This is a genomic window from Bradyrhizobium sp. 147 (assembly GCF_023073935.1).
In the GTDB taxonomy this organism is placed as follows: domain Bacteria; phylum Pseudomonadota; class Alphaproteobacteria; order Rhizobiales; family Xanthobacteraceae; genus Bradyrhizobium.
Genome location: NZ_JADPKL010000099.1, coordinates 1 through 26,199 on the forward strand (window position 1 = coordinate 1; position 26,199 = coordinate 26,199).

At 65.3% G+C, this 26,199-nt stretch carries 23 protein-coding genes; 18 read left to right on the forward strand and 5 right to left on the reverse strand.

What is annotated here, in order from left to right:
• Window positions 1-94 precede the first annotated feature (94 nt).
• Together IVA87_RS25825 and IVA87_RS25830 are read right to left on the reverse strand one after the other, a co-directional pair.
• Window positions 95-343, reverse strand: a complete 249-nt coding sequence (locus IVA87_RS25825) for a DUF3551 domain-containing protein (RefSeq protein ID WP_247335675.1) — start codon at window positions 341-343, stop codon at window positions 95-97.
• 19 nt (window positions 344-362) lie between these two features.
• The gene (locus tag IVA87_RS25830; RefSeq protein ID WP_247335676.1) at window positions 363-671 is read right to left on the reverse strand and encodes a DUF3551 domain-containing protein; all 309 of its coding nucleotides are present in this window, start codon (window positions 669-671) and stop codon (window positions 363-365) included.
• Between the two features lie 253 nt (window positions 672-924).
• Between IVA87_RS25830 and IVA87_RS25835 the strand changes: the two genes are divergently transcribed.
• The 15 genes from IVA87_RS25835 to fabZ all read left to right on the forward strand — a co-directional run bounded on the left by IVA87_RS25835 (window position 925) and on the right by fabZ (window position 20,966).
• Entirely contained in the window at window positions 925-1,647 is a 723-nt protein-coding gene (locus tag IVA87_RS25835; RefSeq protein ID WP_247275926.1) for an outer membrane beta-barrel protein, read from the forward strand.
• A 443-nt stretch (window positions 1,648-2,090) separates the two neighbouring features.
• A complete protein-coding gene (gene dnaE / locus IVA87_RS25840) occupies window positions 2,091-5,594 on the forward strand; it encodes a DNA polymerase III subunit alpha (RefSeq protein ID WP_247335677.1) in 3,504 nt (1,167 codons plus the stop codon).
• A gap of 197 nt (window positions 5,595-5,791) precedes the next feature.
• Window positions 5,792-6,223 (forward strand): DUF2846 domain-containing protein, encoded by a 432-nt coding sequence (locus tag IVA87_RS25845; RefSeq protein WP_247335678.1) that lies wholly within the window; start codon window positions 5,792-5,794, stop codon window positions 6,221-6,223.
• 144 nt (window positions 6,224-6,367) lie between these two features.
• Window positions 6,368-8,896, forward strand: coding sequence for a caspase domain-containing protein (locus IVA87_RS25850; RefSeq protein WP_247335681.1), 2,529 nt, complete (start codon window positions 6,368-6,370; stop codon window positions 8,894-8,896).
• Window positions 8,897-9,106: 210 nt separating this feature from the next.
• The gene (locus IVA87_RS25855; protein ID WP_247294776.1) at window positions 9,107-10,105 is read left to right on the forward strand and encodes a 30S ribosomal protein S2; all 999 of its coding nucleotides are present in this window, start codon (window positions 9,107-9,109) and stop codon (window positions 10,103-10,105) included.
• 132 nt (window positions 10,106-10,237) lie between these two features.
• Window positions 10,238-11,161, forward strand: a complete 924-nt coding sequence (tsf, locus tag IVA87_RS25860) for a translation elongation factor Ts (RefSeq protein ID WP_247294778.1) — start codon at window positions 10,238-10,240, stop codon at window positions 11,159-11,161.
• A 60-nt stretch (window positions 11,162-11,221) separates the two neighbouring features.
• Entirely contained in the window at window positions 11,222-11,938 is a 717-nt protein-coding gene (pyrH, locus tag IVA87_RS25865; protein ID WP_247275932.1) for a UMP kinase, read from the forward strand.
• Between the two features lie 64 nt (window positions 11,939-12,002).
• Complete coding sequence (gene frr / locus IVA87_RS25870) at window positions 12,003-12,566, forward strand: ribosome recycling factor (protein WP_247335682.1); 564 nt, start codon at window positions 12,003-12,005, stop codon at window positions 12,564-12,566.
• A 12-nt stretch (window positions 12,567-12,578) separates the two neighbouring features.
• Entirely contained in the window at window positions 12,579-13,337 is a 759-nt protein-coding gene (locus tag IVA87_RS25875; RefSeq protein WP_247335683.1) for an isoprenyl transferase, read from the forward strand.
• The gene (locus IVA87_RS25880) at window positions 13,334-14,176 is read left to right on the forward strand and encodes a phosphatidate cytidylyltransferase (protein ID WP_247294785.1); all 843 of its coding nucleotides are present in this window, start codon (window positions 13,334-13,336) and stop codon (window positions 14,174-14,176) included. Before IVA87_RS25875 ends, IVA87_RS25880 begins: the two co-directional genes overlap by 4 nt.
• 4 nt (window positions 14,177-14,180) lie before the next feature.
• Window positions 14,181-15,404, forward strand: coding sequence for a 1-deoxy-D-xylulose-5-phosphate reductoisomerase (dxr, locus tag IVA87_RS25885; protein WP_247294788.1), 1,224 nt, complete (start codon window positions 14,181-14,183; stop codon window positions 15,402-15,404).
• 43 nt (window positions 15,405-15,447) lie between these two features.
• Complete coding sequence (rseP, locus tag IVA87_RS25890; protein ID WP_247294792.1) at window positions 15,448-16,599, forward strand: RIP metalloprotease RseP; 1,152 nt, start codon at window positions 15,448-15,450, stop codon at window positions 16,597-16,599.
• A 175-nt stretch (window positions 16,600-16,774) separates the two neighbouring features.
• Window positions 16,775-19,315, forward strand: coding sequence for an outer membrane protein assembly factor BamA (bamA, locus tag IVA87_RS25895; RefSeq protein WP_247294794.1), 2,541 nt, complete (start codon window positions 16,775-16,777; stop codon window positions 19,313-19,315).
• Window positions 19,316-19,440: 125 nt separating this feature from the next.
• The gene (lpxD, locus tag IVA87_RS25900) at window positions 19,441-20,508 is read left to right on the forward strand and encodes a UDP-3-O-(3-hydroxymyristoyl)glucosamine N-acyltransferase (protein WP_247294796.1); all 1,068 of its coding nucleotides are present in this window, start codon (window positions 19,441-19,443) and stop codon (window positions 20,506-20,508) included.
• Complete coding sequence (fabZ, locus tag IVA87_RS25905) at window positions 20,505-20,966, forward strand: 3-hydroxyacyl-ACP dehydratase FabZ (protein WP_247275940.1); 462 nt, start codon at window positions 20,505-20,507, stop codon at window positions 20,964-20,966. The genes lpxD and fabZ overlap by 4 nt, the downstream gene beginning before the upstream one ends.
• Before the next feature lie 9 nt (window positions 20,967-20,975).
• On the opposite strand, the gene IVA87_RS25910 is transcribed toward fabZ, so the two are convergent.
• A complete protein-coding gene (locus tag IVA87_RS25910; protein WP_247294799.1) occupies window positions 20,976-21,299 on the reverse strand; it encodes a KTSC domain-containing protein in 324 nt (107 codons plus the stop codon).
• A 179-nt stretch (window positions 21,300-21,478) separates the two neighbouring features.
• On the opposite strand from IVA87_RS25910, the gene lpxA reads away from it, so the two are divergent.
• Genes lpxA through lpxB form a run of 3 tightly spaced genes read left to right on the forward strand, consistent with a single transcriptional unit; the run spans window position 21,479 to window position 24,328 of the window.
• Window positions 21,479-22,270, forward strand: coding sequence for an acyl-ACP--UDP-N-acetylglucosamine O-acyltransferase (lpxA, locus tag IVA87_RS25915; protein ID WP_247294800.1), 792 nt, complete (start codon window positions 21,479-21,481; stop codon window positions 22,268-22,270).
• 19 nt (window positions 22,271-22,289) lie between these two features.
• Entirely contained in the window at window positions 22,290-23,147 is an 858-nt protein-coding gene (gene lpxI, locus IVA87_RS25920) for a UDP-2,3-diacylglucosamine diphosphatase LpxI (protein WP_247294844.1), read from the forward strand.
• Window positions 23,144-24,328 carry a lipid-A-disaccharide synthase gene (gene lpxB / locus IVA87_RS25925; RefSeq protein ID WP_247294803.1) on the forward strand — a complete coding sequence of 395 codons (1,185 nt, stop codon included), beginning with the start codon at window positions 23,144-23,146 and terminating at the stop codon, window positions 24,326-24,328. Before lpxI ends, lpxB begins: the two co-directional genes overlap by 4 nt.
• On the opposite strand, the gene IVA87_RS25930 is transcribed toward lpxB, so the two are convergent.
• Window positions 24,325-25,092: an SDR family oxidoreductase gene (locus tag IVA87_RS25930; protein ID WP_247335684.1), complete on the reverse strand. Its 768-nt coding sequence runs from the start codon at window positions 25,090-25,092 to the stop codon at window positions 24,325-24,327. The genes lpxB and IVA87_RS25930 overlap by 4 nt on opposite strands.
• Window positions 25,089-26,198: a sn-glycerol-3-phosphate ABC transporter ATP-binding protein UgpC gene (gene ugpC / locus IVA87_RS25935; RefSeq protein ID WP_247294808.1), complete on the reverse strand. Its 1,110-nt coding sequence runs from the start codon at window positions 26,196-26,198 to the stop codon at window positions 25,089-25,091. The genes IVA87_RS25930 and ugpC overlap by 4 nt, the downstream gene beginning before the upstream one ends.
• Between the last annotated feature and the right edge of the window lies 1 nt (window position 26,199).

Genomic DNA, 26,199 nt, shown 5'->3' on the forward strand with positions numbered 1-26,199 from the left:
CGGGGCATTCCTTGAATCATCGCAAAGTCCTTCTCGCAAAAGAACTTTCGCTGATTCGCGCCCCGATGCGCCTCAATACTGTGAGAAATGCGGGTTAGCCGGCGCCAGCGGCGGCGCGGCTCGGTCGGCGAGGGGACGCCGATTTCTTTGGCGGGAAATACGGATTCACGACACAGCCCGTCGAACGTCCGACGGCGAGATATCTGCACTGCTCGAGCGAACTGTAGCGACAATCGAAATAGCCGACGGGGCCGTAGATCTGCATGCAGACCGGATAGCGCGGATCGTAGGTCTGCGCGTGCGCAAGAGTGCTCGTAAGGAGCAATCCGATTGCGACGAGCATGGTCCACGCGCCGCGTATTTCAGCGCGGCAAGGCATAGCCCGGCGTCTGCGCGCGCGGACGATTTTGATACGCGTAGGGATCATCGCTCTGGCCTGCGAAGAACGGATTGGCGATGCAGGTCAGCGCGCGGCCGGATGCGCTCGCCTGACACTGCGCGTAGGTATCGAACCTGCAATTGCTCAGCCCCGGCCATTCGTCGCCGGTGAGGCAGAATGGATGGTGCGTGCCGAAGGCGCGCGCCGGCGAGCTCGCGCTGAGCCCGAGCGCAAATGTGGCGAGCCCGAGCGAAAATGTGGCGACAATGGGGAGAGTAGGCTGGACTCGCATCTGAATTCTCCAATCACGCGAATGTGCCCGCGACGTTGTTACGCGCGCGTGCAAGTTACGTCGTGTAGTCGACATTGGAACTCGTGAAAACACTTGTTTCAAAGGGTTTCCGGTGCGCTGCGCTAAATGTTCATTAATGAAGCGCGGCCCTTTGGCTCTAACTGTTGCGTCGCGGTTACAGCAATTCCGTCGATCGCTGATATGACGACGGCACGGCCCGGGGGCCTACTGAAGAAACTGGAACGGGAATCAAATGAAGAAGAATTTGTTGCTTGCCGCTGTCAGCCTGATTGCGCTCAGCGCGGCTGCGCCGGCGGTGGCTGCTGACCTGGCGGCGCGGCCTTACACCAAGGCTCCGCCGGCGGCGATCGCCGCAGTTTACGACTGGAGCGGCTTCTACATCGGCATCAACGGCGGTGGCGGTTCGGCTCGCACCACCTGGGACTTCGTTGGTGTCGGCCGCGAAGGCTCGCACGATGCGACCGGCGGCACGGTCGGTGGCCAGATCGGCTATCGCTGGCAGTCCGGCCAGTTCGTGTTCGGCGTGGAAGGCCAGGGCAACTGGGCTGACTTCACGGGCGACAACGTCAGCGCGCTGTTCGCCACCCGCAACCGGACCAAGATCGATTCGTTCGGTCTGATCACCGGCCAGGTCGGCTACGCCTGGAACAACGTGCTGCTCTACGTCAAGGGCGGTGCGGCTGTGGTCGGCGACAAGTACGAGATCTATGGCCTCGGCGGTCCCTTGCTCGCCTCATCGAGCGACACCCGCTGGGGTGGTACGGTGGGTGCCGGCCTCGAGTTCGGCTTCGCCCCGAACTGGTCGGTTGGCGTCGAGTACAACCACATCTTCCTGGCCGACAAGGACGTGACGTTCGCTGGCTTCGCTGGCACCGAGCGCATCCGTCAGGACGTCGACATGGGCCTCGTCCGCCTGAACTACAAGTTCGGCGGCCCGATGGTTGCCCGCTACTAAGACAAACCGCTTCGTTCAGGAAGCGTTCGTCGAAAAGCCCCGGCCATGCGCCGGGGCTTTTTTGTTATCAAGTTCAACGAGTTAACCATTCCCTTTCGGAATGATTGAGCTGGCTTGACTCCTGAGAACGAAATGAGAACAATGTTCTTCATACGTTCTAGCAAAAGGAGCGAGACATGTTCAGGGTTTTCGTGGAAGAAGCCGCCGCACTGGCCTCGATCACACTGTTCGTCGGGATGATCGCGATCTGGGCCCAGGTAATTCCGCAGCTCTAAAGGACGCGGTTGGGGAAAAGCGGGACGACGCGGCGGATTGGCCGCTCCGGCGTGGACTCTCGCGGCGCCACGCCGCACCATTGGGAGGCGAGTCGGCCGGGCGAGTGCATGATGCCTTGAGAAGCCGGCGACCGCTCCATCCCCCCTGCAAGAGGCCGTCACGCGACCATGCCGAGCGCCGGATTTGTCCACCTTCACGTTCACTCGGCCTATTCGCTGCTCAAGGGCTCGATCAAGATCGCCAAGCTCGCCGAGCTCGCCAAGAAAGACCACCAGCCGGCCCTGGCGCTGACCGACACCGACAACATGTTCGGTGCGCTGGAGTTCTCCGACAAGATGGCGGGTTCTGGCATTCAGCCGATCGTCGGCTGTGAGCTGGCGGTCGATTTCGGCGACCAGGATCCGAATGCGCGCAACGCGCTGGGGCCGTCGCGCCTGGTGCTGCTGGCGGCGCAGGAGCGCGGTTATCGCAGCCTGATGCGGCTGAACTCGCGGGCGTTCCTGGAGACGCCTGACACGCACGCGCCCCATATCAAGTTCGACTGGCTCCAAGGCGAGACCGAGGGGCTGATCGCGCTCACGGGCGGTCCGGATGGACCTGTATCGCTGGCGCTCGCCACCGGGCAGGCCGAAATTGCGGCGTTGCGCTGCGAGCGTCTCGCCAGCCTGTTCGGCAACCGCCTCTACGTCGAATTGCAGCGCCACAACACCGACAAGGAGCGGCGCATCGAGAGCGGCCTGATCGACATCGCCTATGCCAAGGGCCTGCCGCTGGTCGCGACCAACGAGCCGTATTTCGCCGCGACCGACGATTACGAAGCGCATGACGCGCTGCTGTGCATCGCCGGTGGGCGCCTGATCGCCGAGACCGACCGCGAGCAGCTCACGCCCGATCACCGCTTCAAGACCCGCGCGGAGATGGCGGTGCTGTTCGCCGACATTCCGGAGGCGCTGGCCTCGACGGTGGAGATCGCCGAGCGTTGTTCGTTCCGCCCGATGACACGCAAGCCGATCCTGCCGTTCTTCACCGTCGGCGCCGCATCGAGCTCGGATGCCGCCGCGGTCGAGGCCGCCGAATTGAAGCGGCAGGCGGAGGAGGGGCTCGCCAACCGCCTGCGCGTCCACGGACTGTCGCAAGGCACGACGGAGGAGACATACGCCAAGCGGCTTGCCTTCGAGCTGGACGTCATCACCCGCATGAAATACGCGGGTTACTTCCTGATCGTGTCGGACTTCATCAAATGGGCGAAGTCGCAAGGCATTCCGGTCGGGCCGGGCCGCGGCTCCGGCGCCGGCTCGCTGGTCGCCTGGGCGTTGACCATCACCGATCTTGATCCGATCAGGTTCGGCCTGCTGTTCGAGCGCTTCCTCAATCCCGAGCGCGTCTCGATGCCGGACTTCGACATCGACTTCTGCCAGGACCGTCGCGGCGAGGTGATCCAATACGTGCAGCAGCGCTACGGCCGCGACCAGGTCGCGCAGATCATCACCTTCGGTACGCTGCAGGCGCGGGGCGTGCTGCGCGATGTCGGCCGGGTGCTGCAGATGCCCTACGGGCAGGTCGACAAGCTGACCAAGCTCGTGCCGCAGAATCCGGCCGCGCCGGTGACGCTGGCGGCTGCGATCGAGAGCGAGCCGAAGCTCCAGGCGTTCCGCGACGAAGACCCGGTGGTGGCGCGCGCCTTCGATATCGCCCAGCGCCTCGAAGGCCTGACGCGTCACGCCTCGACCCATGCGGCCGGCATCGTGATCGGCGATCGCCCCTTGAGCGAGCTCGTGCCGCTCTACCGCGATCCCAAATCCGACATGCCGGTGACCCAGTTCAACATGAAGTGGGTCGAGCCGGCGGGCCTCGTCAAATTCGACTTCCTCGGCCTGAAGACGCTGACCGTGCTCGACGTCGCGGTGAAGCTCTTGAAACCGCGCGGCATCCACGTCGATCTGGCCACGCTGCCGATCGACGACGCCGAGAGCTACCAGATGCTGGCGCGCGGCGACGTGGTCGGTGTGTTCCAGGTTGAAAGCCAGGGCATGCGGCGCGCGCTGATCGACATGCGCCCCGACCGTTTCGAGGACATTATCGCGCTGGTGGCGCTCTATCGCCCGGGTCCGATGGCGAACATCCCGACCTATTGCGCGCGCAAGCACGGCGACGAGGAGCCGGAATACCTGCATCCCGTGCTGGAGCCGATCCTCAAAGAGACCTTCGGCGTCATCATCTACCAGGAACAGGTGATGCAGATCGCGCAGGTGATGTCGGGCTATTCGCTCGGAGACGCCGACCTCTTGCGCCGCGCCATGGGCAAGAAGATCCGCGCCGAGATGGAGAAGCAGCACGAGATCTTCGTCGCGGGCGCGGTGAAGAACGGCGTGCCCAAGGGCCAGGCCGAGACCATCTTCGAGCTGCTCGCCAAATTCGCCGACTACGGCTTCAACAAGAGCCACGCGGCGGCCTATGCGCTGGTGTCCTATCACACCGCCTACATGAAGGCGCATTATCCGGTGGAGTTCATCGCGGCGTCGATGACGCTCGATCTCAACAACACCGACAAGCTCTCCGAATTCCGCTCCGAGGCGCAGCGACTCGGCATCAAGGTCGAGCCGCCGAACATCAATCGCTCGGGGGCGACCTTCGAGGTCGGCGAGAAGACGATCTATTACGCGCTCGCCGCGCTCAAGGGCGTCGGCATTCAGGCGATCGATCAGATCATTGCGGAGCGGACCAAGAACGGCCTGTTCACCTCGCTCGCCGATTTTGCCGCGCGGGTGTCGCCGCGCGCGATCAACAAGCGCATCATCGAGAGTCTTGCCGCCGCCGGGGCCTTCGACACGCTGGAGCCGAACCGGGCGCGCGTCTTCGCCGGCGCGGACGCGATTCTGGCCGCCTGCCAGCGCGCGCATGAAGCCGCGACGATTGGCCAGAACGACATGTTCGGCGGCTCGGCTGATGCGCCCAGCATCATGCTGCCGCAGGTCGAGCCCTGGCTGCCGGCCGAGCGGCTGCGGCGTGAATACGACGCGATCGGCTTCTTCCTGTCCGGACATCCGCTCGACGATTACGCCACCGTGCTGAAGCGCCTGCGGGTGCAGAGCTGGGCGGAGTTCTCGCGCGCGGTAAAGACCGGCGCGACTGCCGGCAAGGTCGCGGCCACCGTGGTCTCACGCATGGAGCGGCGCACCAAGACCGGCAACAAAATGGGCATCATGGGCCTGTCCGATCCGACCGGCCATTTCGAGGCCGTGCTGTTCTCCGAAGGCCTTGCGCAATATCGCGACGTGCTGGAGCCGGGCGCCGCCGTGCTGCTCCAGCTCGGCGCCGAGCTCCAGGGCGAGGACGTCCGCGCCCGCGTGCTGCATGCCGAGCCGCTGGATGATGCCGCCGCCAAGACGCAGAAGGGCCTGCGCATCTTCGTGCGCGACACCAAGCCGCTGGAATCGATCGCCAAGCGTCTCGCCGGGCCAGAGATGGCGCCCGCGAACGGTGCCGCGCCAAAGATCGGCAGTCCCGGCACCGCACCGCGCTCCAACGGCGACGGCGAGGTCTCGCTGGTGATGATGCTCGACCTGGAGACCGAGGTGGAGATGAAGCTGCCCGGCCGCTTCAAGGTCTCGCCGCAGATCGCCGGCGCGATCAAGGCGGTCGCGGGCGTCGTGGACGTGCAGCAGCTCTGACTTTTCCGGCACCAATTGCATTGGAGCGGCACAGGACAACCATGCTGACTGTGTTGCAATCAAAAGCTGTATTGCGCTAGCCTCACGCCCGGGTAGGCGGGGGCGTCGATGGTTTTGCGTGGGTTTTGCTGCTCATTGCGGCGGCTATGCTATGTGGCTGTCAAACAGAGCGGAGCGGGCTGGATTACGCGACCGCGATGCAGAAGATTGGAGCGCCGAAGGCGGGGCAGGCGCGCATCGTGGTGTTCCGCGAGAAGGGTTTCGGTGGCGTAGCCGACGCGGGCTGGGAGTTTGCGTTGGATGGTGCGGTGCTCAAGGGACTGAAGACCGGCACCTACCTCTACGTCGATCGGCCGGCCGGCCAGCATCAGTTTTTCGCGGCAGAGCCCGGTTTTCCCGGCGAGACGCGTCAGGACATCTCGGTCCAATCCGGCCGAACCTATTTCTATCTGGCCCGAAACAGCGACCGCAAGAACGCCGTGATCGCGAATGCCAGCACCGGATTGCTGGGATACGGCCTCACCCTGGCGATGACTTCGGCCTACAAGAATCCGGGCCCGGTGGATTTCTCGCCGGTTGATGAGGCGGCCGCGAGGACGACCGTCGCGGAGCTCCGGCTGGCGGAGTAGTGCGCTTTCATACTTTCAAGTGAGGCGGGCTTGCCGAACAGACGTTGGCTAGGGCCATCGGCTGCCGCAATCCGTTCAAATTCCGTTCAGGCTGCCACGGGCCTAGTGTACGGTAGGGACTTCAACAACAGCGGCGGACAAGCCATGCGTGGGACAAACCGAGTTTTTATTTTTGCCTTGCTGGCAATGCTGTTGCTTGCGGCCGCTAACATCGCGAGCCCCGCAAACGCGCAGCAGCAGGAGAAGCGCATCGCGCTCGTGGTCGGCAATGGCGCTTATGCCAAGTCGCCGCTGGCCACGACTGCGAACGATGCCGGCCTGATCGCGCAGACGCTGCAGGCCGCGGGCTTCGACGTCGTCGGCGCGCGCGATCTCGACGGCGACACGTTGCGCAAGAGCCTTCGCGATTTCATTCAGAAGGCGCAGGCCTCAGGCCCTGGCACCGTCGCGATGATCTATTTCGCAGGCTATGGCGTACAGCTTGGCGGCGAGAACTATTTCATCCCGGTCGATTCCAACATCACCCGCGACACCGATATTCCGACCGAGGCCCTGCGCGTCAGCGACTATATCCGCCAGCTCGCCGCCATTCCGCTCAAGGCGAGCATCGTCGTGCTCGATGCGGCCCGCGCGCAGCCCTTCATCGAGGGCGGCCAGCCGATCGCGAGTGGCCTTGCGCTGGTCGAGCCCGAGGCGAACATGCTGATCGCCTTCAATGCGGCGCCCGGCACGGTAGCGCCGGAGGAGGCGGGGCCCTACGGCATCTATGCGCAGTCGCTCGCCGAAATGATCCGCACCGGCGGCCTGCTGCTGCCCGAGGTATTCGACCGCGTCCGCCTGCGCGTCAACGAGGCCTCCAAGGGTGCGCAGGTGCCCTGGAACGAGCAGAAGATCACCACCCAGTTTTCCTTCTTCGAGCGGGCGCCGGACGCGCCGCCGCCGGAGGCCTCGCCCGACCAAGTCGCCGCGATCCGGAGCAAGCCGATCCGCGATCTCGGCGTGCAGGATGCCTACGCCGCCGCGCTCGAGCGCGACACGCTGGCGGCCTATGAGGAATTCCTCGCCGCCTTTCCCAATGATCCGCTGTCCAAGCGAGTCATGGCGATCGTCGCGGCGCGCCGCGAGGCGATCACCTGGCGGCGGACCTATCGGACCGACACGCCGGAGGCGTATTGGTCCTATCTGCGCCGTTATCCGCGCGGGCCGCATGCGGCCGATGCGCGCCGACGCCTTGCGATCCTCACCGCACCGCCCGAGCCGCCGCCGAGCTTTGCGATGATCGACTACGACGTGCCGCCACCGCCGCCGGAGGAGGTGGTCTATGTCGACCGCTCCGTGCTGTATTTCAGCGATCCCGATTTCGGCTTCGCGCCGCCACCACCGCCGCCGGTCTACTATTTGCCGCCGCCGCCGCCGGATTTCGTCGTGCTGCCGCCGCCGCTGCCCGTGGTCGGCCTGTTCGTGCTGCCGCAGCCGGTGTTCGTCCCAATCCCGGTGTTCGTCCGGCCGCCGGCCTATGTCGCGCCGCCGCCGAACAACATCATCTATGCGAACATTCATAATACGACGGTCATCAATACCGTGATCAACCGGCCGCCGGCGCCGCCGACCGGGGCAGCGCCCGCGCTGGGCAATCTGGCACCAGCCGTCGCCGGACGCGCCAACCCGGCAGGTCCAGCGGTGCCGCAGGCCGTCATCCAGCGCGCCGCCCTGATCCAGCAGGGCAAGGCGCCGATGCCGCCGAGTGCGACCATCCAGCCGACGGCGCGACCGGGGATCTCGGCACCGGCTCCTGCTCCCGCCAATGTCACTCCTGGTGCGAGACCGGGTGCACCCAGTCCGACCGCGACAGCCCCCGCCGGAGGTGCTCCTGCTGCCACGCCGCAAGCGCCGGCTCCGGCCAAGCTGCCGCAGGCCAATACGTTGCCTGCGCCCGGCACCGCTGGCGGACCGCCACCTCCGGCTGGGGTAGGGGGAGCGCCTGGTGCTGCCACGCCCCATGGCAGACCTGCTTCGACCGCGACGGCGCCTGCCGGCAACCCTCCGCCCACGCCGCCGCACGCGGCGACGGCGCCGGCAAACCCGACGGCTCCCGCGGGTCCGATGACCCCGTCAGCGCGGTTATCTAGGCCAGGGGCAACGATGCCGCCTGGAGCGGAGGTGCGCGGCAGGCCAGCCGGTCCGCAGCCGGGCGCAGTGCCGCCGGCTGCAGCCGCCGGTGGTAAGCCGGCGGTCCCAAGCACGGCCAAGCCGGCGGCGCCTCCACCGGCGCCAGTGGCGGCGCGAGAGCCATCCAGGGTTCAGGATCATCGACCGGCGCCGCCGCCGCAGGCGTCCAAGCCCGTTGCGCCGCAGCACCCCCAAGCTGTGGCGAGACCGACGCCACCGCCGCCGCCCCGTGTCGCGCCACCTTCGCCGCCGCGGGCCGCCCCTCCGCCCGTGGCCGTAGCTCGACCGGCGCCGTCGCCGCCCGTGGCCCGGCCCGCGCCGCCTCCGCCTGCGATGGCGCGACCGGCGCCACCTCCTCCGATCGCACGGCCTGCGCCGCCGCCACCCCCAGTCGCACGGCCGGCACCACCTCCCATGGCCGCCGCGCCGCCGCGCCCGGCGCCTCCACCGCGACCGGCCGGCCCGCCACCGAAGACCTGTCCGCCCGGCCAGCCGAAGTGCTAGGGATCTGAAAAGGGGGCGCCAGGAAGCGACTGAAGCTTTCGGGCGCCCTGGAGGACCCGCCTTATTTCCTTGCTTCTGGCCGAAATGGCGCTATATAGCGCGCCATCTCACACGGAAACATGGCTCACAAGGCCGTCCGGTGGCAACCGGGGCGAGAACGCTCCGTTTTGCTCACACGTTTCCGGAGGAACCAACCGGAGAATTAGAACGATGGCGCTACCCGATTTCACCATGCGTCAGCTGCTCGAAGCTGGCGTGCACTTTGGTCACCAGTCTCACCGCTGGAATCCGAAAATGGCTCCGTTCATTTTCGGCACCCGCAACAACATCCACATCGTCGACCTCGCCCAGACCGTGCCGATGCTGCATCAGGCCCTCCAGGCCGTCAGCGACACGGTTGCCAAGGGCGGCCGCATCCTGTTCGTCGGCACCAAGCGCCAGGCGCAGGACGGCGTTGCGGACGCGGCCAAGCGCTGCGCGCAATATTTCGTCAATTCGCGCTGGCTCGGCGGCACGCTGACCAACTGGAAGACGATCTCGGCCTCGATCAAGCGCCTGCGTCACCTCGATGACGTGCTGTCGGGCGGCGAAGCCAATTCCTACACGAAGAAGGAGCGCCTGACGCTGCAGCGTGAGCGCGACAAGCTCGACCGCTCGCTCGGCGGCATCAAGGACATGGGCGGCCTGCCCGACCTGATCTTCGTGATCGACACCAACAAGGAAGACATCGCGATCCAGGAAGCACAGCGGCTCAACATCCCGGTCGCGGCGATCGTCGACACCAATTCGGATCCCAAGGGCATCACCTATGTGGTGCCGGGCAATGACGATGCCGGCCGCGCGATCTCGCTGTATTGCGACCTGGTTGCGCGTGCCGCGATCGACGGCATCTCGCGCGCTCAGGGCGATTCGGGCATCGATATCGGCGCCTCGGCCCAGCCGGTCGTCGCCGAAGAGCTGCCGGCCGCTTCCTCGAGCGGCTTCCAGGGCCTTGCGGGTCCCCGGGGCACCGCCGACGACCTCAAGAAACTCCCGGGCGTGTCGGGTGCGATCGAGAAGAAGTTCAACGATCTCGGCATCTTCCACTATTGGCAGCTCGCCGAGCTCGACCACGACACCGCGCACAGGATCGGGGAAGAAGTCGGTCTGCCGAGCCGCGCGGATGCCTGGGTGGCCAAGGCCAAGGCGCTGACCGCGGAAGCGGAATAGTCAAAAAGAGCGATGGGTTGGCCGGATAGGGTCCGGCCACCATTTCAGTGACGCGAATTCCTGAGATGGACCGCGGCGGGGCGCCTCGATGCCGCGTCGCGGCGAACCGGCAGGCACAAAGGATTTTCAACGATGGCAACGATCACAGCTGCGATGGTCAAGGACCTGCGCGAGTCGACCGGCGCGGGCATGATGGACTGCAAGGCCGCGCTCACCGAAAACGACGGCAATATGGAAGCGGCGCAGGACTGGCTGCGCAAGAAGGGCCTGTCGAAGGCCGCCAAGAAGTCGGGCCGCGTCGCGGCCGAGGGGCTCATCGGCGCGCTCACCAAGGGCGCCAAGGGCGTCGTGGTCGAGGTCAACTCCGAGACCGATTTCGTGGCGCGCAACGGCCAGTTCCAGGGGCTGGTCAAGATGATCGCCCAGGTCGCGTTCGACGTCGGTGCTGATGTCGAAAAGATCAAGGCCGCCAAGGTCGGCGACGTCACGATTGAGACCGCGATCAATGACGCGATCGCCACCATCGGCGAGAACATGACGCTGCGCCGCGCCGCCCAGCTCGAAGTCAGCCAGGGCGTGGTGTCGAGCTACGTCCATGGGGCCGTCGTCGATGGCGCCGGCAAGATGGGGGTGATCGTGGCGCTGGAATCGCCCGGCAAGGCCGACGAGCTCGCCGCCCTCGGCCGCCAGATCGCGATGCACGTCGCCGCCGCCAACCCGCTGGCGCTCGATCCCACCGGCCTCGATCCGGCGGTTGTCAAGCGCGAAAAGGACGTGCTCGCCGACAAATACCGCCAGCAGGGCAAGCCCGAGAACGTGATCGAGAAGATCGTCGAGTCCGGCCTCAAGACCTACTACAAGGAAGTCTGCCTGCTCGAGCAGGCCTTCATCCACGACACCGGCAAGTCGGTGGCGCAGGCCGTGAAGGAGGCCGAAGGCAAGGTCGGCGGGCCCGTGAAGATCGCGGGCTTTATGCGCTATGCTCTCGGTGAGGGAATCGAGAAGCAGGAAAGCGACTTCGCAGCCGAGGTCGCGGCGGCCAGCGGCAAGAAGTAAGCGCCGGAACGTTCCTTCCGGCGTGCCGCCGGAAGCGGCGCCCGGACGAGGAAAGTGCTCATGACTGATCCGGTCTATCGTCGCGTCGTGATCAAGCTGTCCGGCGAATATCTCGCGGGACAGCAGGGTTTTGGTATCGACCAGGTGACCGTCGACCGGGTCGCGGATGATCTGATCGCCGCCCGCAAGCTTGGCGCCGAAGTGGCGGTCGTGATCGGTGGTGGCAACATCGTGCGTGGGGTCGAGGTGTCGTCCCGCGGCGTGTCGCGCCCGACCGGCGACACCATGGGCATGCTCGCCACCATGATGAACTGCCTCGCGCTGGAAGCGGCGATCGAGCGCAAGGGCACGCCGGCCCGCACGCTGTCGGCCTTCGTCATGCCGGAGATTTCCGAGCTGTTCACCCGCACCGCGGCGCACAAATACCTCGCCGAGGGCCGGATCGTGCTGCTCGGCGGCGGAACCGGCAATCCGTTCTTCACCACCGACACGACCGCGGTGCTACGCGCCGCCGAGATCGGCGCCCAGGCAGTGCTCAAGGCGACCAATGTCGATGGCGTCTACTCAGCCGATCCGAAGAAGGATCCGACCGCCACGCGGTTCGACCGTCTGACGCACTCGCAGGCCATCGAGGGTGGCTACAAGGTGATGGATGCGACCGCCTTCGCGCTTGCCCGCGAGACGTCGCTGCCTATCATCGTATTCTCGATCGCGGAGCCGGGCTCGATCGGTGCGATTCTGCGTGGCACCGGCCACGGAACCATTGTCGCCGGCTGACCGCTCGTCGTCGCGCCCGAGAGAAGGGCGCGGACCGGTCGCCGGGATTTGAAGGAGAAACGTGATGGCCACGGGTAGTTTCGACCTCAACGAAGTGAAGCGCCGCATGCAGGGCGCCGTGCAGGCTCTCAAGCACGAGCTTGGCGGCTTGCGGACGGGGCGCGCCTCGGCCTCGATGCTCGATCCGGTGCAGGTCGATGCCTATGGCACCCACATGCCGCTGAACCAGCTCGCCACCGTCAGCGTGCCGGAGCCGCGCCTGATCTCGGTGCAGGTCTGGGACAAGTCGATGGTCAAGGCCGTGGAGAAGGCGATCGTCGATTCCAATCTCGGCCTGTCGCCCGCGACCGAGGGCCAGGTGCTGCGCCTGCGCATCCCCGAGCTCAACGAGGAGCGGCGCAAGGAGCTGGTGAAGGTCGCGCACAAATACGCGGAAGCCGCCAAGGTCGCCGCGCGCCATGTCCGTCGCGACGGTCTCGACGTGCTCAAGAAGCTCGAAAAGAATCACGAGATGTCTGAGGACGATCAGAAGCGTCACGCCGACGAGGTGCAGAAGGCGACCGACGGCACGATTGCCGAGATCGACCAGCTGCTGGCCGCCAAGGAAAAAGAAATCCTCACCGTTTAAGGCATCGCCTTCATGTCCAACGCCGCCGCGCCCGCAACGGAAGGATCTGACCGGTCCGACGCGCCCGCGCATGTCGCCATCATCATGGATGGCAACGGGCGTTGGGCGGCTGCGCGCGGCTTGCCGCGTGCGGAGGGGCATCGCCGCGGCGTGGACGCGCTGCGCCGCGTGGTACGCGCCTCGCACGAGCTCGGCATTCGCTATCTCACCATCTTCTCGTTCTCTTCGGAGAACTGGTCGCGCCCGGCGAGCGAAATCGGCGATCTCTTCGGCCTGCTGCGGCGCTTCATCCGCAACGATCTGGCGAGCCTGCATCGCGACGGCGTCAAGGTCCGCATCATCGGTGAGCGCGAAGGGCTCGAGAGCGACATCTGCGCGCTCCTCAACGAGGCGGAGGAGCTGACGCGCGACAACACGCGCCTCACGCTCGTCGTCGCCTTCAACTACGGCTCGCGGCAGGAGATCGCGAAGGCCGCGCAGAAGCTCGCGCGCGAGGTCGCAGAGGGCAGGCGGGATCCGGATACGATCGACGCCGAGACGCTTGGCGCGCATCTCGACGCGCCCGACATTCCCGATCCCGATCTCATCATCCGCACCAGCGGCGAGCAGCGCCTGTCCAACTTCCTGATGTGGCAGGCCGCCTATAGCGAGCTCGTCTTCGTGCCGATCCATTGGCCCGATTTCGACAAGGCAGCGCTGGAAGGCGCGATCGCCGAATTTGCCAGGCGCGAGCGCCGTTTCGGCGGCCTGGTCGCGAAAACCGCCTCGTGAGCGAACCCGACGCCGCACCGGCGGGCTCCGCGCCTGCCTCGAGCAATCTCGTGCTGCGGGTCCTCGCGGCGCTCGTGCTGGCGCCGCTCGCCATTGCGCTCGCCTACGCCGGCGGCTGGCTGTGGGCACTTCTCGTCACCCTGGTATCGATCGGGCTGTTCGCTGAATGGCTGATGGTGGTGGGCGCGGGTTCGGCCGCGCTGACGGGGACGGGGACCATCGTTATCGCCATCATGGGATTCTGCGTTGCCTTCGGCGCGCTCAGGACCGCTGTCATCGCCGGCTTCATCGGCGGCGTGATCGTGCTGCTGATCGCGCGGGGCAAGTTCGTCTGGGCGGCTGCCGGATTTGCCTATGCATCGGCGGCGCTGCTGGCCTCGATCCTGGTGCGGCAGGATCTCGTCAACGGCTTCGCCGCCCTGATGTTCGTGCTGCTCGTGGTGTGGGCGACAGACATCGGCGGCTATTTCGCCGGCCGCAGCATTGGTGGACCGAAGCTATGGCCGCGCGTCAGTCCGAAGAAGACCTGGGCGGGCGCTCTCGGCGGCTTTGTCGCAAGCCTCTTGGTTGCGGCAGGCTTCGCGGCGTGCGGGCTCGGAAAGCTGGCCCCATTGCTACTCGTCAGCGCTGCTCTATCGGTGGTGTCGGCCCTGGGCGATCTGTTCGAATCCGCGGTGAAGCGGCGCTTCGGTGTCAAGGATTCCAGTCACTTAATTCCCGGCCATGGCGGACTTCTGGATCGCCTGGACGGCTTTGTCGCCGCCATCCTGGCGGCATGGATTATCGGCTTTCTCCGCCATGGTGTGCATAGCGCCGGAAGCGGTCTTATGGTTTGGTGAGGATATGAGCGCAGTCCCATTGCGTAACAACAGGCTTGCTGCGTCCGACGTTCGCAGCGTCACGGTTCTCGGCGCCACCGGCTCGATCGGCGACAGCACGATGGATTTGCTTCGCGCCTCGCCCGAGCGCTACCGTGTCGAGGCGCTGACGGCGAACGGCAATGTCGCAGCACTGGCCAAGCTCGCGAAGGAATTTTCCGCGCGCTTCGTCGCGATCGCCGATAGCTCCAAACTCGGCGAGCTCAAGACTGCGCTGGCGGGCACCAGCACCGAGTGCGGCGCCGGCGAAAGCGCGGTGATCGAGGCCGGTGCGCGTCCGGCCGACTGGGTGATGGCGGCCGTGAGCGGCGCCGCCGGGCTGAAGCCGGCGCTGGCCGCGGTCGATCGCGGTGCGCATGTCGCGCTCGCCAACAAGGAATGTCTGGTCTGCGCCGGCGATTTCTTCATGCAGCGCGCGGCAAAAGCCGGCGCCTGCATCCTGCCGGCCGATTCCGAACACAATGCGCTATTCCAGGCGTTGAGCTCAGGCAATCGCGACGAGCTCGTCCGCGTCATCATCACCGCCTCGGGCGGCCCGTTCCGGATCTGGAAGCCTGCCGACATCGAGCAGGCGACGCTCGAGCAGGCCCTGAAGCATCCAAATTGGAGCATGGGCCAGAAGATCACGATCGATTCCGCCTCGATGATGAACAAGGGGCTCGAAGTGATCGAGGCGTCCTATCTGTTTGCGCTCGCGCCCGACGAGATCGACGTGCTTGTTCATCCGCAGTCGATCATCCACGGCATGGTCGAGTTTTCCGATTGCTCCGTCGTGGCGCAGCTCGGTGCGCCCGACATGAGGACGCCGATCGCGCATTGCCTGGGCTGGCCCGACCGCATCAAGGGTCCGGCGGCCAAGCTCGATCTGGCCAAGATCGGCGTGCTGACCTTCGAGGCGCCGGATTTCGAGCGGTTCCCAGGTCTGCGCCTGGCCTACGATTCGCTCCGGACCGGGAAGGGAGCGACCACCGTCTACAACGCCGCCAACGAGGTCGCGGTCGCCGCCTTCATTGCCGGCAAGATCCGGTTTGGTGCGATCGCGCGCCTGGTCGAGGCGACGCTGGACGACTGGATACGTAGCGGGAACCAGGCGGCGATGACCTCGGCTGACGACGCAATATCCGTTGACCATGTTGCGCGAAATAGAGCTGCCGCCCTATTGCCTCAAATTGCCTTAAAGGCATCCTAGATGGTTCGGGCCAGGGCCTTGCGGCGCTGGATGAGGGGAATCGATGATCGACTTTTTCGTCCATAGTTTCAACACGTTGAGCCATGGGCTCCTCGGCTACGCGGTACCCTTCCTGTTCGTCCTGACCATCGTCGTGTTCTTCCACGAGCTCGGCCATTTCCTGGTCGCGCGCTGGGCGGGCGTTCGCGTTTTAACCTTTTCACTCGGCTTCGGACCCGAGCTGGTCGGTTTCAACGACCGTCACGGCACCCGTTGGAAGATCTCCGCAATTCCGCTTGGCGGCTACGTCAAGTTTTTCGGTGACGAGAGCGAGGCCTCGACCCCCTCGGCCGAAACGCTCGCCGCCATGACGGCCGAGGAACGCGCCGGCAGCTTCCACCACAAGAAGGTCGGCCCGCGCGCCGCCATCGTCGCGGCCGGACCCATCGCCAATTTCATCCTGGGCGCGCTGATCTTCGCCGGCATGGCGCTGTACTACGGCAAGCCGAGCACGATTGCGCGCGTCGACGGCGTCGTCGCCGACGGCGCGGCGGCTGCCGCCGGCTTCAAGGTCGGGGACGTTGTCGTCCAGATCGACGGCAAGCCGATCGAGAGCTTTGCCGACATGCAGCGGATCGTTGCGATGAGCGCGGGTTCAACGCTTGCGTTCCAGGTCAAGCGGGACGGCGCCATCGTATCGCTGACCGCGACCCCCGCGCTGCTTGAGCGCAAGGATCCGTTCGGCAACCGCCACCGCGTCGGTGTGCTCGGTGTCGAGCACAAGTCGCAGGCCGGTGAGGCTTCGACCGCCCCCGTGGGCGTCGGCGAAGCGCTCAAGATCGGCGTCGAGCAGGTCTGGTTCATCATCACCAGCACCTTCAAGTTCCTGGGCTCGTTGTTCGTCGGAAACGGCAATCCCAACGAGGTCAGCGGCGTCCTGGGAATCGCAAAGATGTCGGGGCAGGCGGCCAGCGCCGGGTTCCAGTTCGTGATCAATCTGTGTGCGGTGCTGTCCGTGTCGATCGGTCTGCTGAACCTGTTCCCGATTCCGCTGCTCGATGGCGGCCATCTGATGTTCTACGCGGCAGAAGTTGTCCGCGGCCGGCCTCTGTCCGAACGGACTCAGGAAATGGGGTTCCGAATCGGGCTCGGTTTGGTGCTGATGTTGATGGTGTTTGCGACCTACAACGACATCCTTCGGATGGCGGCGTCCTGATAGGGGCGTTTTTGTGGCGTTGCTGTTGAGCAACGTCTTGCAATGAAATTGAAATCACGGCGCTTTCGGCCGTTTGCGGCGTCCGGGAAATTGGCTACAAGCGGCGTGAACTTGGGGAATCTTCCAGACCGGTGTTGGGTGGGTCTGGTATGGAATGATAAGGGCGCGTTGCGCGATGAAGTTTGGACTGCGACTCCGGGGGGGCTTGCTCGCAACCCTGATCATGTTCGGCGCGCCGGTGATTGCCCCGGTTGGGGCTGTTTTTGTGTCTTCGTCTGCGCTCGCGCAGACCGTGCAGTCGATTTCCGTCCAGGGGAATCGCCGTGTCGAGGTGGAGACAATCCGCTCCTATTTCAAGCCGGGTCCGGGCGGCCGCCTGGATCAAGGCGCCATTGACGACGGCCTCAAGGCGTTGATCGAAACCGGCCTGTTCCAGGACGTCAGGATCAATCGCGGCCCCGGCGGCCAGATCATCGTCTCCGTGGTGGAAAACCCGGTGATTGGGCGCGTCGCCTTCGAGGGCAACAAGAAGATCAAGGACGAGCAGCTCACCACTGAAGTCCAGTCCAAGGCGCGTGGCACCTTCTCCCGCGCCATGGTGCAGTCCGACACGCTGCGAATCGCCGAAATCTATCGCCGGTCCGGCCGTTATGACGTGCGCGTCACGCCTGAGATCATCGAGCAGCCGAACAATCGCGTCGACCTGATCTTCACGATCGAGGAGGGCGCCAAGACCGGCGTCAAGTCGATCGAGTTCGTCGGCAACAATGCGTTCTCGTCCTATCGGCTGCGCGACGTCATCAAGACGCGCGAATCGAACCTGCTGAGCTTCCTCGCCAGCGGCGACATCTACGATCCCGATCGCGTCGAGGCCGACCGCGACCTGATCCGCCGCTTCTATCTCAAGCACGGCTTTGCCGACGTCCAGGTCGTGGCCGCGCTCACCGAATACGATCCGGAGAAGAAGGGCTTCAACGTCACCTTCAAGATCGAGGAAGGCGCGCAATACCGCGTCGGCGCGGTCGACTTCCGCTCCAGCATTCCGAACTTCGATCCTTCGTCGATGCGCGGCTATTCGCGCGTCAATGTCGGCTCGCTCTATAACGTCGAATCGGTCGAGAAGTCGGTCGAGGAGATGCAGATCGAGGCTTCGCGCCGCGGTTTCGCCTTCGCAGTCGTTCGTCCTGGCGGCGACCGCAATTTCGAGGCGCACACCGTCTCCGTCGTTTTCAACATCGACGAGGGCCCGCGCACTTATATCGAGCGCATCAACCTGCGCGGCAACACCCGCACGCGCGACTACGTGATCCGCCGCGAGTTCGACATCTCGGAAGGAGATGCCTATAACCGCGCGCTGGTCGACCGCGCCGAGCGGCGGCTGAAGAACCTCGACTACTTCAAGAGCGTGAAGATCACGACGGAGCCCGGCTCGTCGAGCGACCGCGTGATCCTGGTCGTCGACATGGAAGAGAAATCGACCGGCGACTTCTCGATCTCGGGCGGCTACTCCACGACCGACGGCGCGCTGGCCGAGGTCTCGGTCTCCGAGCGCAATCTGCTCGGTCGCGGCCTGTTCGCCAAGGCGGCGGTGACCTATGGCCAATATGCGCGCGGCTACTCGCTGTCGTTCGTCGAGCCGTATCTGCTCGACTACCGCGTCGCGCTCGGCCTCGACCTCTATCAGCGCCAGCAGCTTTCAAACAGCTACATCTCCTACGGCACGAAGACGCTCGGCTTCTCGCCGCGCCTCGGCTTCTCCTTGCGTGAAGATCTGTCGCTCCAGCTGCGCTACTCGATCTACCAGCAGGAAATCACGCTGCCGAGCTACCTGGCGAACTGTAACAATGTGGTCGGTTCGGCCGCGTTCAACCCGAGCCCGGCGTTCTCCGCGGCCACCGGTATTCCTCTGGCTGCCTCAACCAACGGCCTGGGATGCTACAGCGATGGTGAAGCCTCTCTGCCGGTGCGCAAGGAGCTTGCCAACGGCAAGACCTTGACTTCGGCGCTGGGCTACACGCTCACCTACAACACGCTGGACAACAACAAGAATCCCACGGACGGTCTGCTCATCGATTTCCGGCAGGATTTCGCCGGCGTCGGCGGCGACGTCAGCTATCTGAAGACCGTGGCGGACGGAAAGTATTACGCCCCGCTGGTGTCTGATATCGTCGGCATCGTCCGTCTCCAGGGCGGTGTTCTGACCAAGATCAACGATGATCTGCGGATGCTCGACCACTTCCAGATGGGCCCGAACCTCGTCCGTGGCTTCGCCCCGAACGGCATCGGCCCGCGCGATCTGAATCCTTTCGGTACGCAGGACGCGCTCGGCGGCACCAAATATTGGGGCGCTTCGCTCGAGTTGCAGATGCCGTTTTGGTTCCTGCCCAAGGAAGTGGGTCTGAAGGGCGCGGTCTATGCCGACGCCGGCGGTCTCTACGATTATAAGGGACCGACAAGTTGGGCCTTCAACGGCGTCTCTGGCACTAACGAGGTCAATGCGCCCGGCTGTATCCCGTCGACTATCAATCCGACGAGCACCGGAACTTGTACCGGCCTCGTCTACGACGACAGCAAGGTGATCCGCTCGTCCGTCGGTGTCGGCTTGATCTGGCAGTCGCCGTTCGGTCCGCTGCGCTTCGACTACGCCGTGCCGCTCAGCAAGGGCAAGTACGACCGCACGCAGGAGTTCCGGTTCGGCGGCGGCACCACGTTCTAATTCGATCAGCACGGCACGATCCGGATCACTGGAGCCGGTTTCCGAAAGGGATCGTGCCAATCCTGGAGATGAGGCATGATGCGGCTTGGCCGCTTCATGCCGAAGCCGGACCGCGACGGGGTGGAATGGCGCAGCCGACCTTCTTCACAAAGCCGCCTGCCTCAGCGCTGGCCGACATCGCTGCGCTGGCCAAGGCGCAACTGGTCGACCCCGCGAGAGGCAACGACACCATGACGGGTCTGGCGTCGCTCGACGAAGCCGGACCGATGCATCTGGCGTTCTTCGACAACCTGAAATACGTCGATGAGCTGAAGGCGACCAAGGCGGGGGCGTGTCTGGTGAGCCCGCGCTTTGAAGCCCGGGTGCCCGCACATGTGGCTGTGCTGCGGGTGGCGCAGCCTTTCCGCGCCTTCGTCAGGCTCGCGCGGGAATGGCATGGCGATGCGCTCAGGCCGCAATCCTGGATCGGCAACGACGGCATCGCGCCATCAGCCATCATCGATCCCACGGCCCGGCTCGAAGACGGCGTAATCGTCGATCCCCTCGCCGTGATCGGCCCGAACGTCGAGATCGGCAGCGGCACCGTGGTCGGCGTCGGGGCGGTGATCGGCCCCGGCGTCAAGATCGGCCGGGACTGCAATGTCGGCGCCCGCACCGCCATCCAGTGCGCCCTGATCGGCAATGACGTGCTGATTCACCCCGGCTGCTCCATCGGCCAGGACGGCTACGGCTTCATCTTCTTCGGGCCCGAAGGCCACCTGAAGGTGCCGCAGACCGGCCGCGTGCTGATCCAGAACAATGTGGAGGTCGGCGCCGGCACCACCATCGATCGCGGCTCCTTGCGCGATACCGTGATCGGCGAGGGCACCAAAATCGACAATCAGGTCCAGATCGGCCACAATGTGACCATCGGCCGGAATTGCCTGCTGGCGGCTCAGATCGGGCTGGCGGGCAGCCTGACCATCGGCGACAACGTGGCGCTCGGAGCAAAGGTTGGCATCAACAACCACCTCAAGATCGGCGATGGAGCCCAGGTCACCGCGATGAGCGGCGTCAAGGACGACATCCCGCCGGGCGGACGCTGGGGTGGTTTTTTTGCCAAACCGACCAAGCAATGGTTCAAGGAGATCATCGCGGTGGAGCGTCTGGTGCGCGACAGCAAGGTCGATCCGAAGGACGAGGGACGGGAATGACGCAGGAATCGCCTGTTAAGTTCGAGCTGGTGGATATCAATGCAATCCTTCAGACCCTGCCGCACCGCTTTCCGATGCTCTTGATCGACCGCGTGATCAACATCCGTGCCGATTATAGCGGCATCGGCATCAAGAACGTCACCTTCAACGAGCCGGCCTTCCAGGGGCACTTCCCCGAGCGCCCGGTCTATCCGGGCGTCATGATGATCGAAGCGATGGCGCAGACCGCTGGCGTGATCGGCATCAAGTCGGTCGAGGGCACCGAGAAGCCGCGGGCGGTCTACTTCCTCACCATCGACAAGTGCAAGTTCCGCAAGCCCGTGCTGCCCGGCGATACCATCGAATATCACATGCGCTCGCTCGGCCGCCGCAAGGCCATGTGGTGGTTTCACGGCGATGCCAAGGTCAACGGGCAGGTGGTTGCGGAAGCCGACGTCGGCGCCATGCTGACGGATTGAGCGCGCTCGTCATGCCCGGCAATCGTAGCGGCTGCCGGCCACCTCGCGGCTGATATTCCGATTGAAGAACTGACCCATGGACGGTGCGCCCAGAAGGCCCTCGACCGTCTCCGCCGCCACGCCGCAATAACGATCGTACCTGCCGTTGATGGCGACGACGAGGTCCTGCTGCGCCCGGTCGTAGCAGACGCGCTGAAGCATCGTGCTGCGGTTGATGTCGCGGCATTCGAACGTCGCCAGATCCACGGGGCCGCGTTGGTCGGTCTCGATCGTCTCGGAGACGACCGGTGTGGCCACGAGCTGTGCGAGCAACAAGGCAAGGGCTCTGACCACGACCGCTGAAGCTCCGCATGAACTTGCTGATGAGCCGGGAAGGCCGCCGCCTTCTCCAGCACATGAAACACGGCGAGATGATACGTCACTGGACAGATCGGGCATAGTCGCGCTAACCACCCGAAAACCGAGCGACTTCAATACATAACCTGACCTTCTTGACGAGTAAGATTGGCTTGATGAGCAAGATTGATCCCACCGCACGGATCGCGGACGGCGCCGTGATCGGCGATGGCAGCGAGATCGGACCCTATTGCATCATCGGCCCGAACGTCGTCATCGGCGCGAACTGCAAGCTGATCGGACACGTCACCGTCATCGGCCACACCTCGCTCGGCGATGGCTGCGTGATCTCGCCGTTCGCAGTGCTGGGCGGCGCTCCGCAGGATCTCAGCTACAAGGGCGAGCCGACGAAACTCGAGATCGGTTCCGGCTGCACCATCCGGGAAGGCGCGACGATGAATGTCGGCACGATCAAGGGTGGAGGGCTGACGCGAGTCGGCAGCGGCGGCTATTTCATGAACAACAGCCATGTCGGCCATGATTGCGTGGTCGGCGACAACGTGATCTTCGCGACGTCAGCGACACTCGGCGGTCATTGCGAGATTGGCGACGCCGTCTATATCGGCGGCCTGTCGGCGGTGCACCAGTTCACGCGCGTCGGCCCCTATGTCATGGTCGGCGGCGTGTGCGGTGTCCGCGACGACGTCATTCCATACGGGCTGGTCAACGGCCAATATGCGGTCCTGGAAAGCCTCAATGTGATCGGCATGAAGCGGCGCAAGTTCACCAAGGAGCGGCTTGCAACCGTGCGTGGGTTCTACCAAAAACTCTTCCATGGTCCCGGCACGTTCGCCGAGCGGCTGGAGGCGGCGCGGCCGCTCGCGGGCGAAGACCCTGCGATCGCCGAGATCCTCGACTTCATCGGCAAGGGCAAGCGCCCGCTCTGTCTTCCCGCCATCGCGAAGTGATCCTCGGATGGCCGCGGGCATGACATCGGCGGCTGCGGAGGTTTCCTCACCGGTCGGCATCGTCGCCGGCGGCGGCGCCATGCCGTTCGCGGTCGCCGAATCGCTTGCGGCGCGCGGCATTACGCCGGTGCTGTTTCCGCTGCGCGGGGCTTGCGATCCGGCGCGGGTCGAGAAATTCCGCCACCGCTGGATCTCGGTCGGCCAGCTCGGCCGCGCGATGCGGTTGTTTCGCGAAGAAGGCTGCAGCGACCTGATCTTCATCGGCACATTGGTCCGCCCTTCGCTGTCCGAGATCCGGTTCGACGTCAAGACGCTGCGCCTGCTCGGCAACGTCATTCGCGCCTTCCGCGGCGGCGACGATCATCTCCTGTCCGGCGTCGGCCGCATGCTCGAGCAGGACGGCTTTCGCATGGTCGGCATCAAGGACGTCGCGCCCGATCTCCTGATGCCCGACGGCTGCATCAGCCGCGCCTGGCCGAGTGACGCCAGCAAGACCGACATCGAGCGCGGCCGGGCGGTGCTGAGCGCGCTCGGTCCGTTCGACATTGGGCAGGCCGCGGTGGTGATCGACGGTCACGTCGTGGCGATCGAGGACATCGAGGGCACCGACGCGCTGCTCGCGCGTGTCGCGCGGCTGCGTGAGGAGGGTCGCATCCGCGCGGCCATGGGCCGCGGCGTGCTGGTGAAGGCGCCGAAGAGCGGCCAGGACCTGCGCTTCGACCTGCCGACGATCGGACCGCGCACCATCGAGGGTGTTGCCAAGGCCGGCCTTGCCGGCATCGCCGTCGTCGCCGACAACACCATCGCCGCCGAGCCGCAGGCGATGATTGCGCTCGCCGACGCAAAATACCTCTTTGTCATCGGCCTGCCGGCGTGATGCAGGGCCGCGATCGCAAGCGCAAGATCTTCCTGATCGCAACGGAGGAATCCGGCGACCGGCTCGGCAGCGCCTTGATGCAGGTGCTGCGCCAGCGGCTCGGCGACGGCGTTGAGTTCGTCGGCGTCGGCGGCCGCACCATGGCGCGCGAGGGGCTCGAGACGCTGTTTCCGATCGAAGAGCTGTCGATCGTCGGCTTTGCCGCCGTCGTTCAGCAATTGCCGAAAATCCTGCGGCTGATCCGCAAGACGGCCGATGCCGTGCTAGAGGCCGCGCCCGACGCGCTCGTCATCATCGACAGCCCCGATTTCACCCATCGCGTCGCCCGCCACGTGCGTGCCCGCAATCACGCGATCCCGGTCGTCGACTACGTCTCGCCGCAGCTCTGGGCATGGCGGCCGGGACGGGCGCGGACCATGCTCGGCTATGTCGACCATGTGCTCGGCCTTTTGCCGTTCGAGCCGGAGGAATACCGCAAGCTCGGCGGGCCGCCATGCAGTTATGTCGGACATCCCCTGGTCGAGCAATTGGCGTCGCTGCGGCCGAACGCGGAGGAGCAGGCGCGTCGCGACGGCGAGCCGCCGGTGCTCCTGGTGCTGCCCGGCAGCCGCCGTAGCGAGATCCGGCATCACCTCGACGTCTTCGGTGCAGCACTCGGACGGTTGCAGGCGGAGGGGCGCGCCTTCGAGCTGATGCTGCCGACCATGCCGCACCTCGAAGCGACCATCCGCGAGGGCATCGCGAATTGGCCGGTCAAGCCGCACATCGTGATCGGCGAGAACGACAAGCGCGCCGCTTTCCGCATTGCCCACGCGGCGCTGGCGAAGTCCGGCACGGTGACGCTCGAGCTCGCGCTGTCGGGCATTCCGATGGTGACGGCCTATCGCGTCGGCGCGATCGAGGCCTTCATCCTGCGCCGCGCGATCCGCGTCTCCTCGGTGATCCTCGCCAATCTGGTGATCGGCAAGGATGTGATTCCCGAATTCCTGCAAGAAGACTGCACGCCGGAGAAGCTGGCACCGGCCCTCGCTACCCTGCTGACGGATTCGCCGCTGCGGCGGGAGCAGGTCGAAGCGTTCGCACGACTCGATCAGATCATGTCGACCGGCAACAAGTCGCCGAGCGTGCTCGCCGCCGACATCGTGCTCGCGACGATGCGCAAAGGCAGGCCGGTGAGCTAGCCGAGGCCGCCGTCGACCTGGAAACATTGACGCGTGATGCGCTGGCTCTCGTCCGAGGCGAGGAACAGCGCCATGTTGGCGATGTCGTCGGGTGTCACCGCATCGGGAACGGCCTGGCGCGCGCGCATCTCGGCGATGGCCTGCTCGTCCGGATACCACAGCCGGCGCTGGCGCTCGGTGATCACCATGCCCGGCGCGATCGCGTTGACGCGAATGCGGTCGGGCCCGACCAGCCGGGCCAGCGAGTTGGTGAAGCCGACGATCGCCGCTTTCGCCGCGGCATAGGCCGGCAGCGCCGGTGCGCCGCGCATCCAGGCGATGGACGACATGTTGATGATCGAGCCGCCACCGCGCGCCTGCATCTGTGGCACCACCGCCTGTGCTGCGAAGAAGACGTGCTTGAGGTTGACGCCGATCATCCAGTCGAACTCGGCCGGCGTTACCTCGGAGAGAACCTGGCGTTGATCGTTGGCGGCGTTGTTGACGAGAACGGCGGCGTCGCCGAGCGAACGGTGGACCTCTGCCATCGCGGTGCGCAAGGCGTCGATGTCCAGGAGATCGCAGGGCACGAACAGCGGCGTGGTCCCGCGCGCTGCCGCCACTTCCCGCACCAGCGTTTCACCGGCATTCGTATCGATGTCAAGGAAGGCGACGTGGGCCCCCTGGCCCGCGAAGGCCCGTACGAAGGCGGCGCCAATGCCGCTGGCGCCGCCGGTAATCAACACCACGCGGCCCGCCAGGCCGGAATAGGTGGTCTTCGTCATGCGATCAGTCGCTCCGTTTCGGGGTCGAAAAGGCAAATACGGCGCGTGTCGAGCGCAAAGGAGGCGGACGCGCCGGGCGCGGGGCGGATATCGGGCGAGACGCGCGCCATCGCGGGCTCGCCCCCGAGCCGCAGCAACACCATGGTCTCGGCTCCGGTCGGCTCGACCATTTCTACCGGCGCATCGACGAGGACAGGCGCATCGCCGGAAAATGCGCGGCTGCCTTCGGCAATGCATTCCGGCCTGATGCCAAACACCACTTCGCGACCGACGTAGGATGCCGCGGCGTCATATCCTCGAAGGCGAAGACGAACCTCTTCCGGCCGCCCGGCGCCGATCACGACCACCGGCCCGTCATTCCCGCTCTCGAGCCGTGCCGGCATCGTGTTCATTGGCGGCGAACCCATGAAACGCGCCACAAACAAATTGGCCGGGTAGCGGTACACGGTATCGGGGTCGGCGAATTGCTGCACGCGACCCTGATGCATCACGGCGATCCGCGTCGCCATCGTCATCGCTTCGATCTGGTCGTGGGTGACATAGACGATGGTGGCGCCGATCCGCTGGTGCAGCCGCTTGATCTCCATCCGCATTTCGACGCGCAGCTTGGCGTCAAGATTGGACAGCGGCTCGTCGAACAGGAAGAGCAGGGGATTGCGCACCAGCGCCCGCCCCATCGCCACACGCTGGCGCTGGCCGCCGGACAATTGCGACGGCTTGCGGCCGAGCAGCGGCTCGATCTGGAGCAGCTTGGCCACGTTCGCGACCGCCTTCTCCTGCTCGGCCTTCGGCACATGACGGCATTCCATGCCGAAGGTGATGTTCTGGCGCACCGTCATCGACGGATAGAGCGCGTAGGACTGGAACACCATGGCGATGTCGCGGTCCTTGGGCGGGATGTCGTTGACGATGCGCCCGCCAATCTCGATCGTCCCCGTGCTCGGTCGGTCGAGCCCGGCGACGATGTTGAGCAGCGTGGACTTGCCGCAGCCGGATGGCCCGACGAGGACCGTGAACTCGCCGCTCTCGATGTCGAGATCGACGCCCTTCAGTACCTCGAAGTTGGCGTACCGCTTGGACAGGGCGCGAATGCTCAGTGCTGCCATG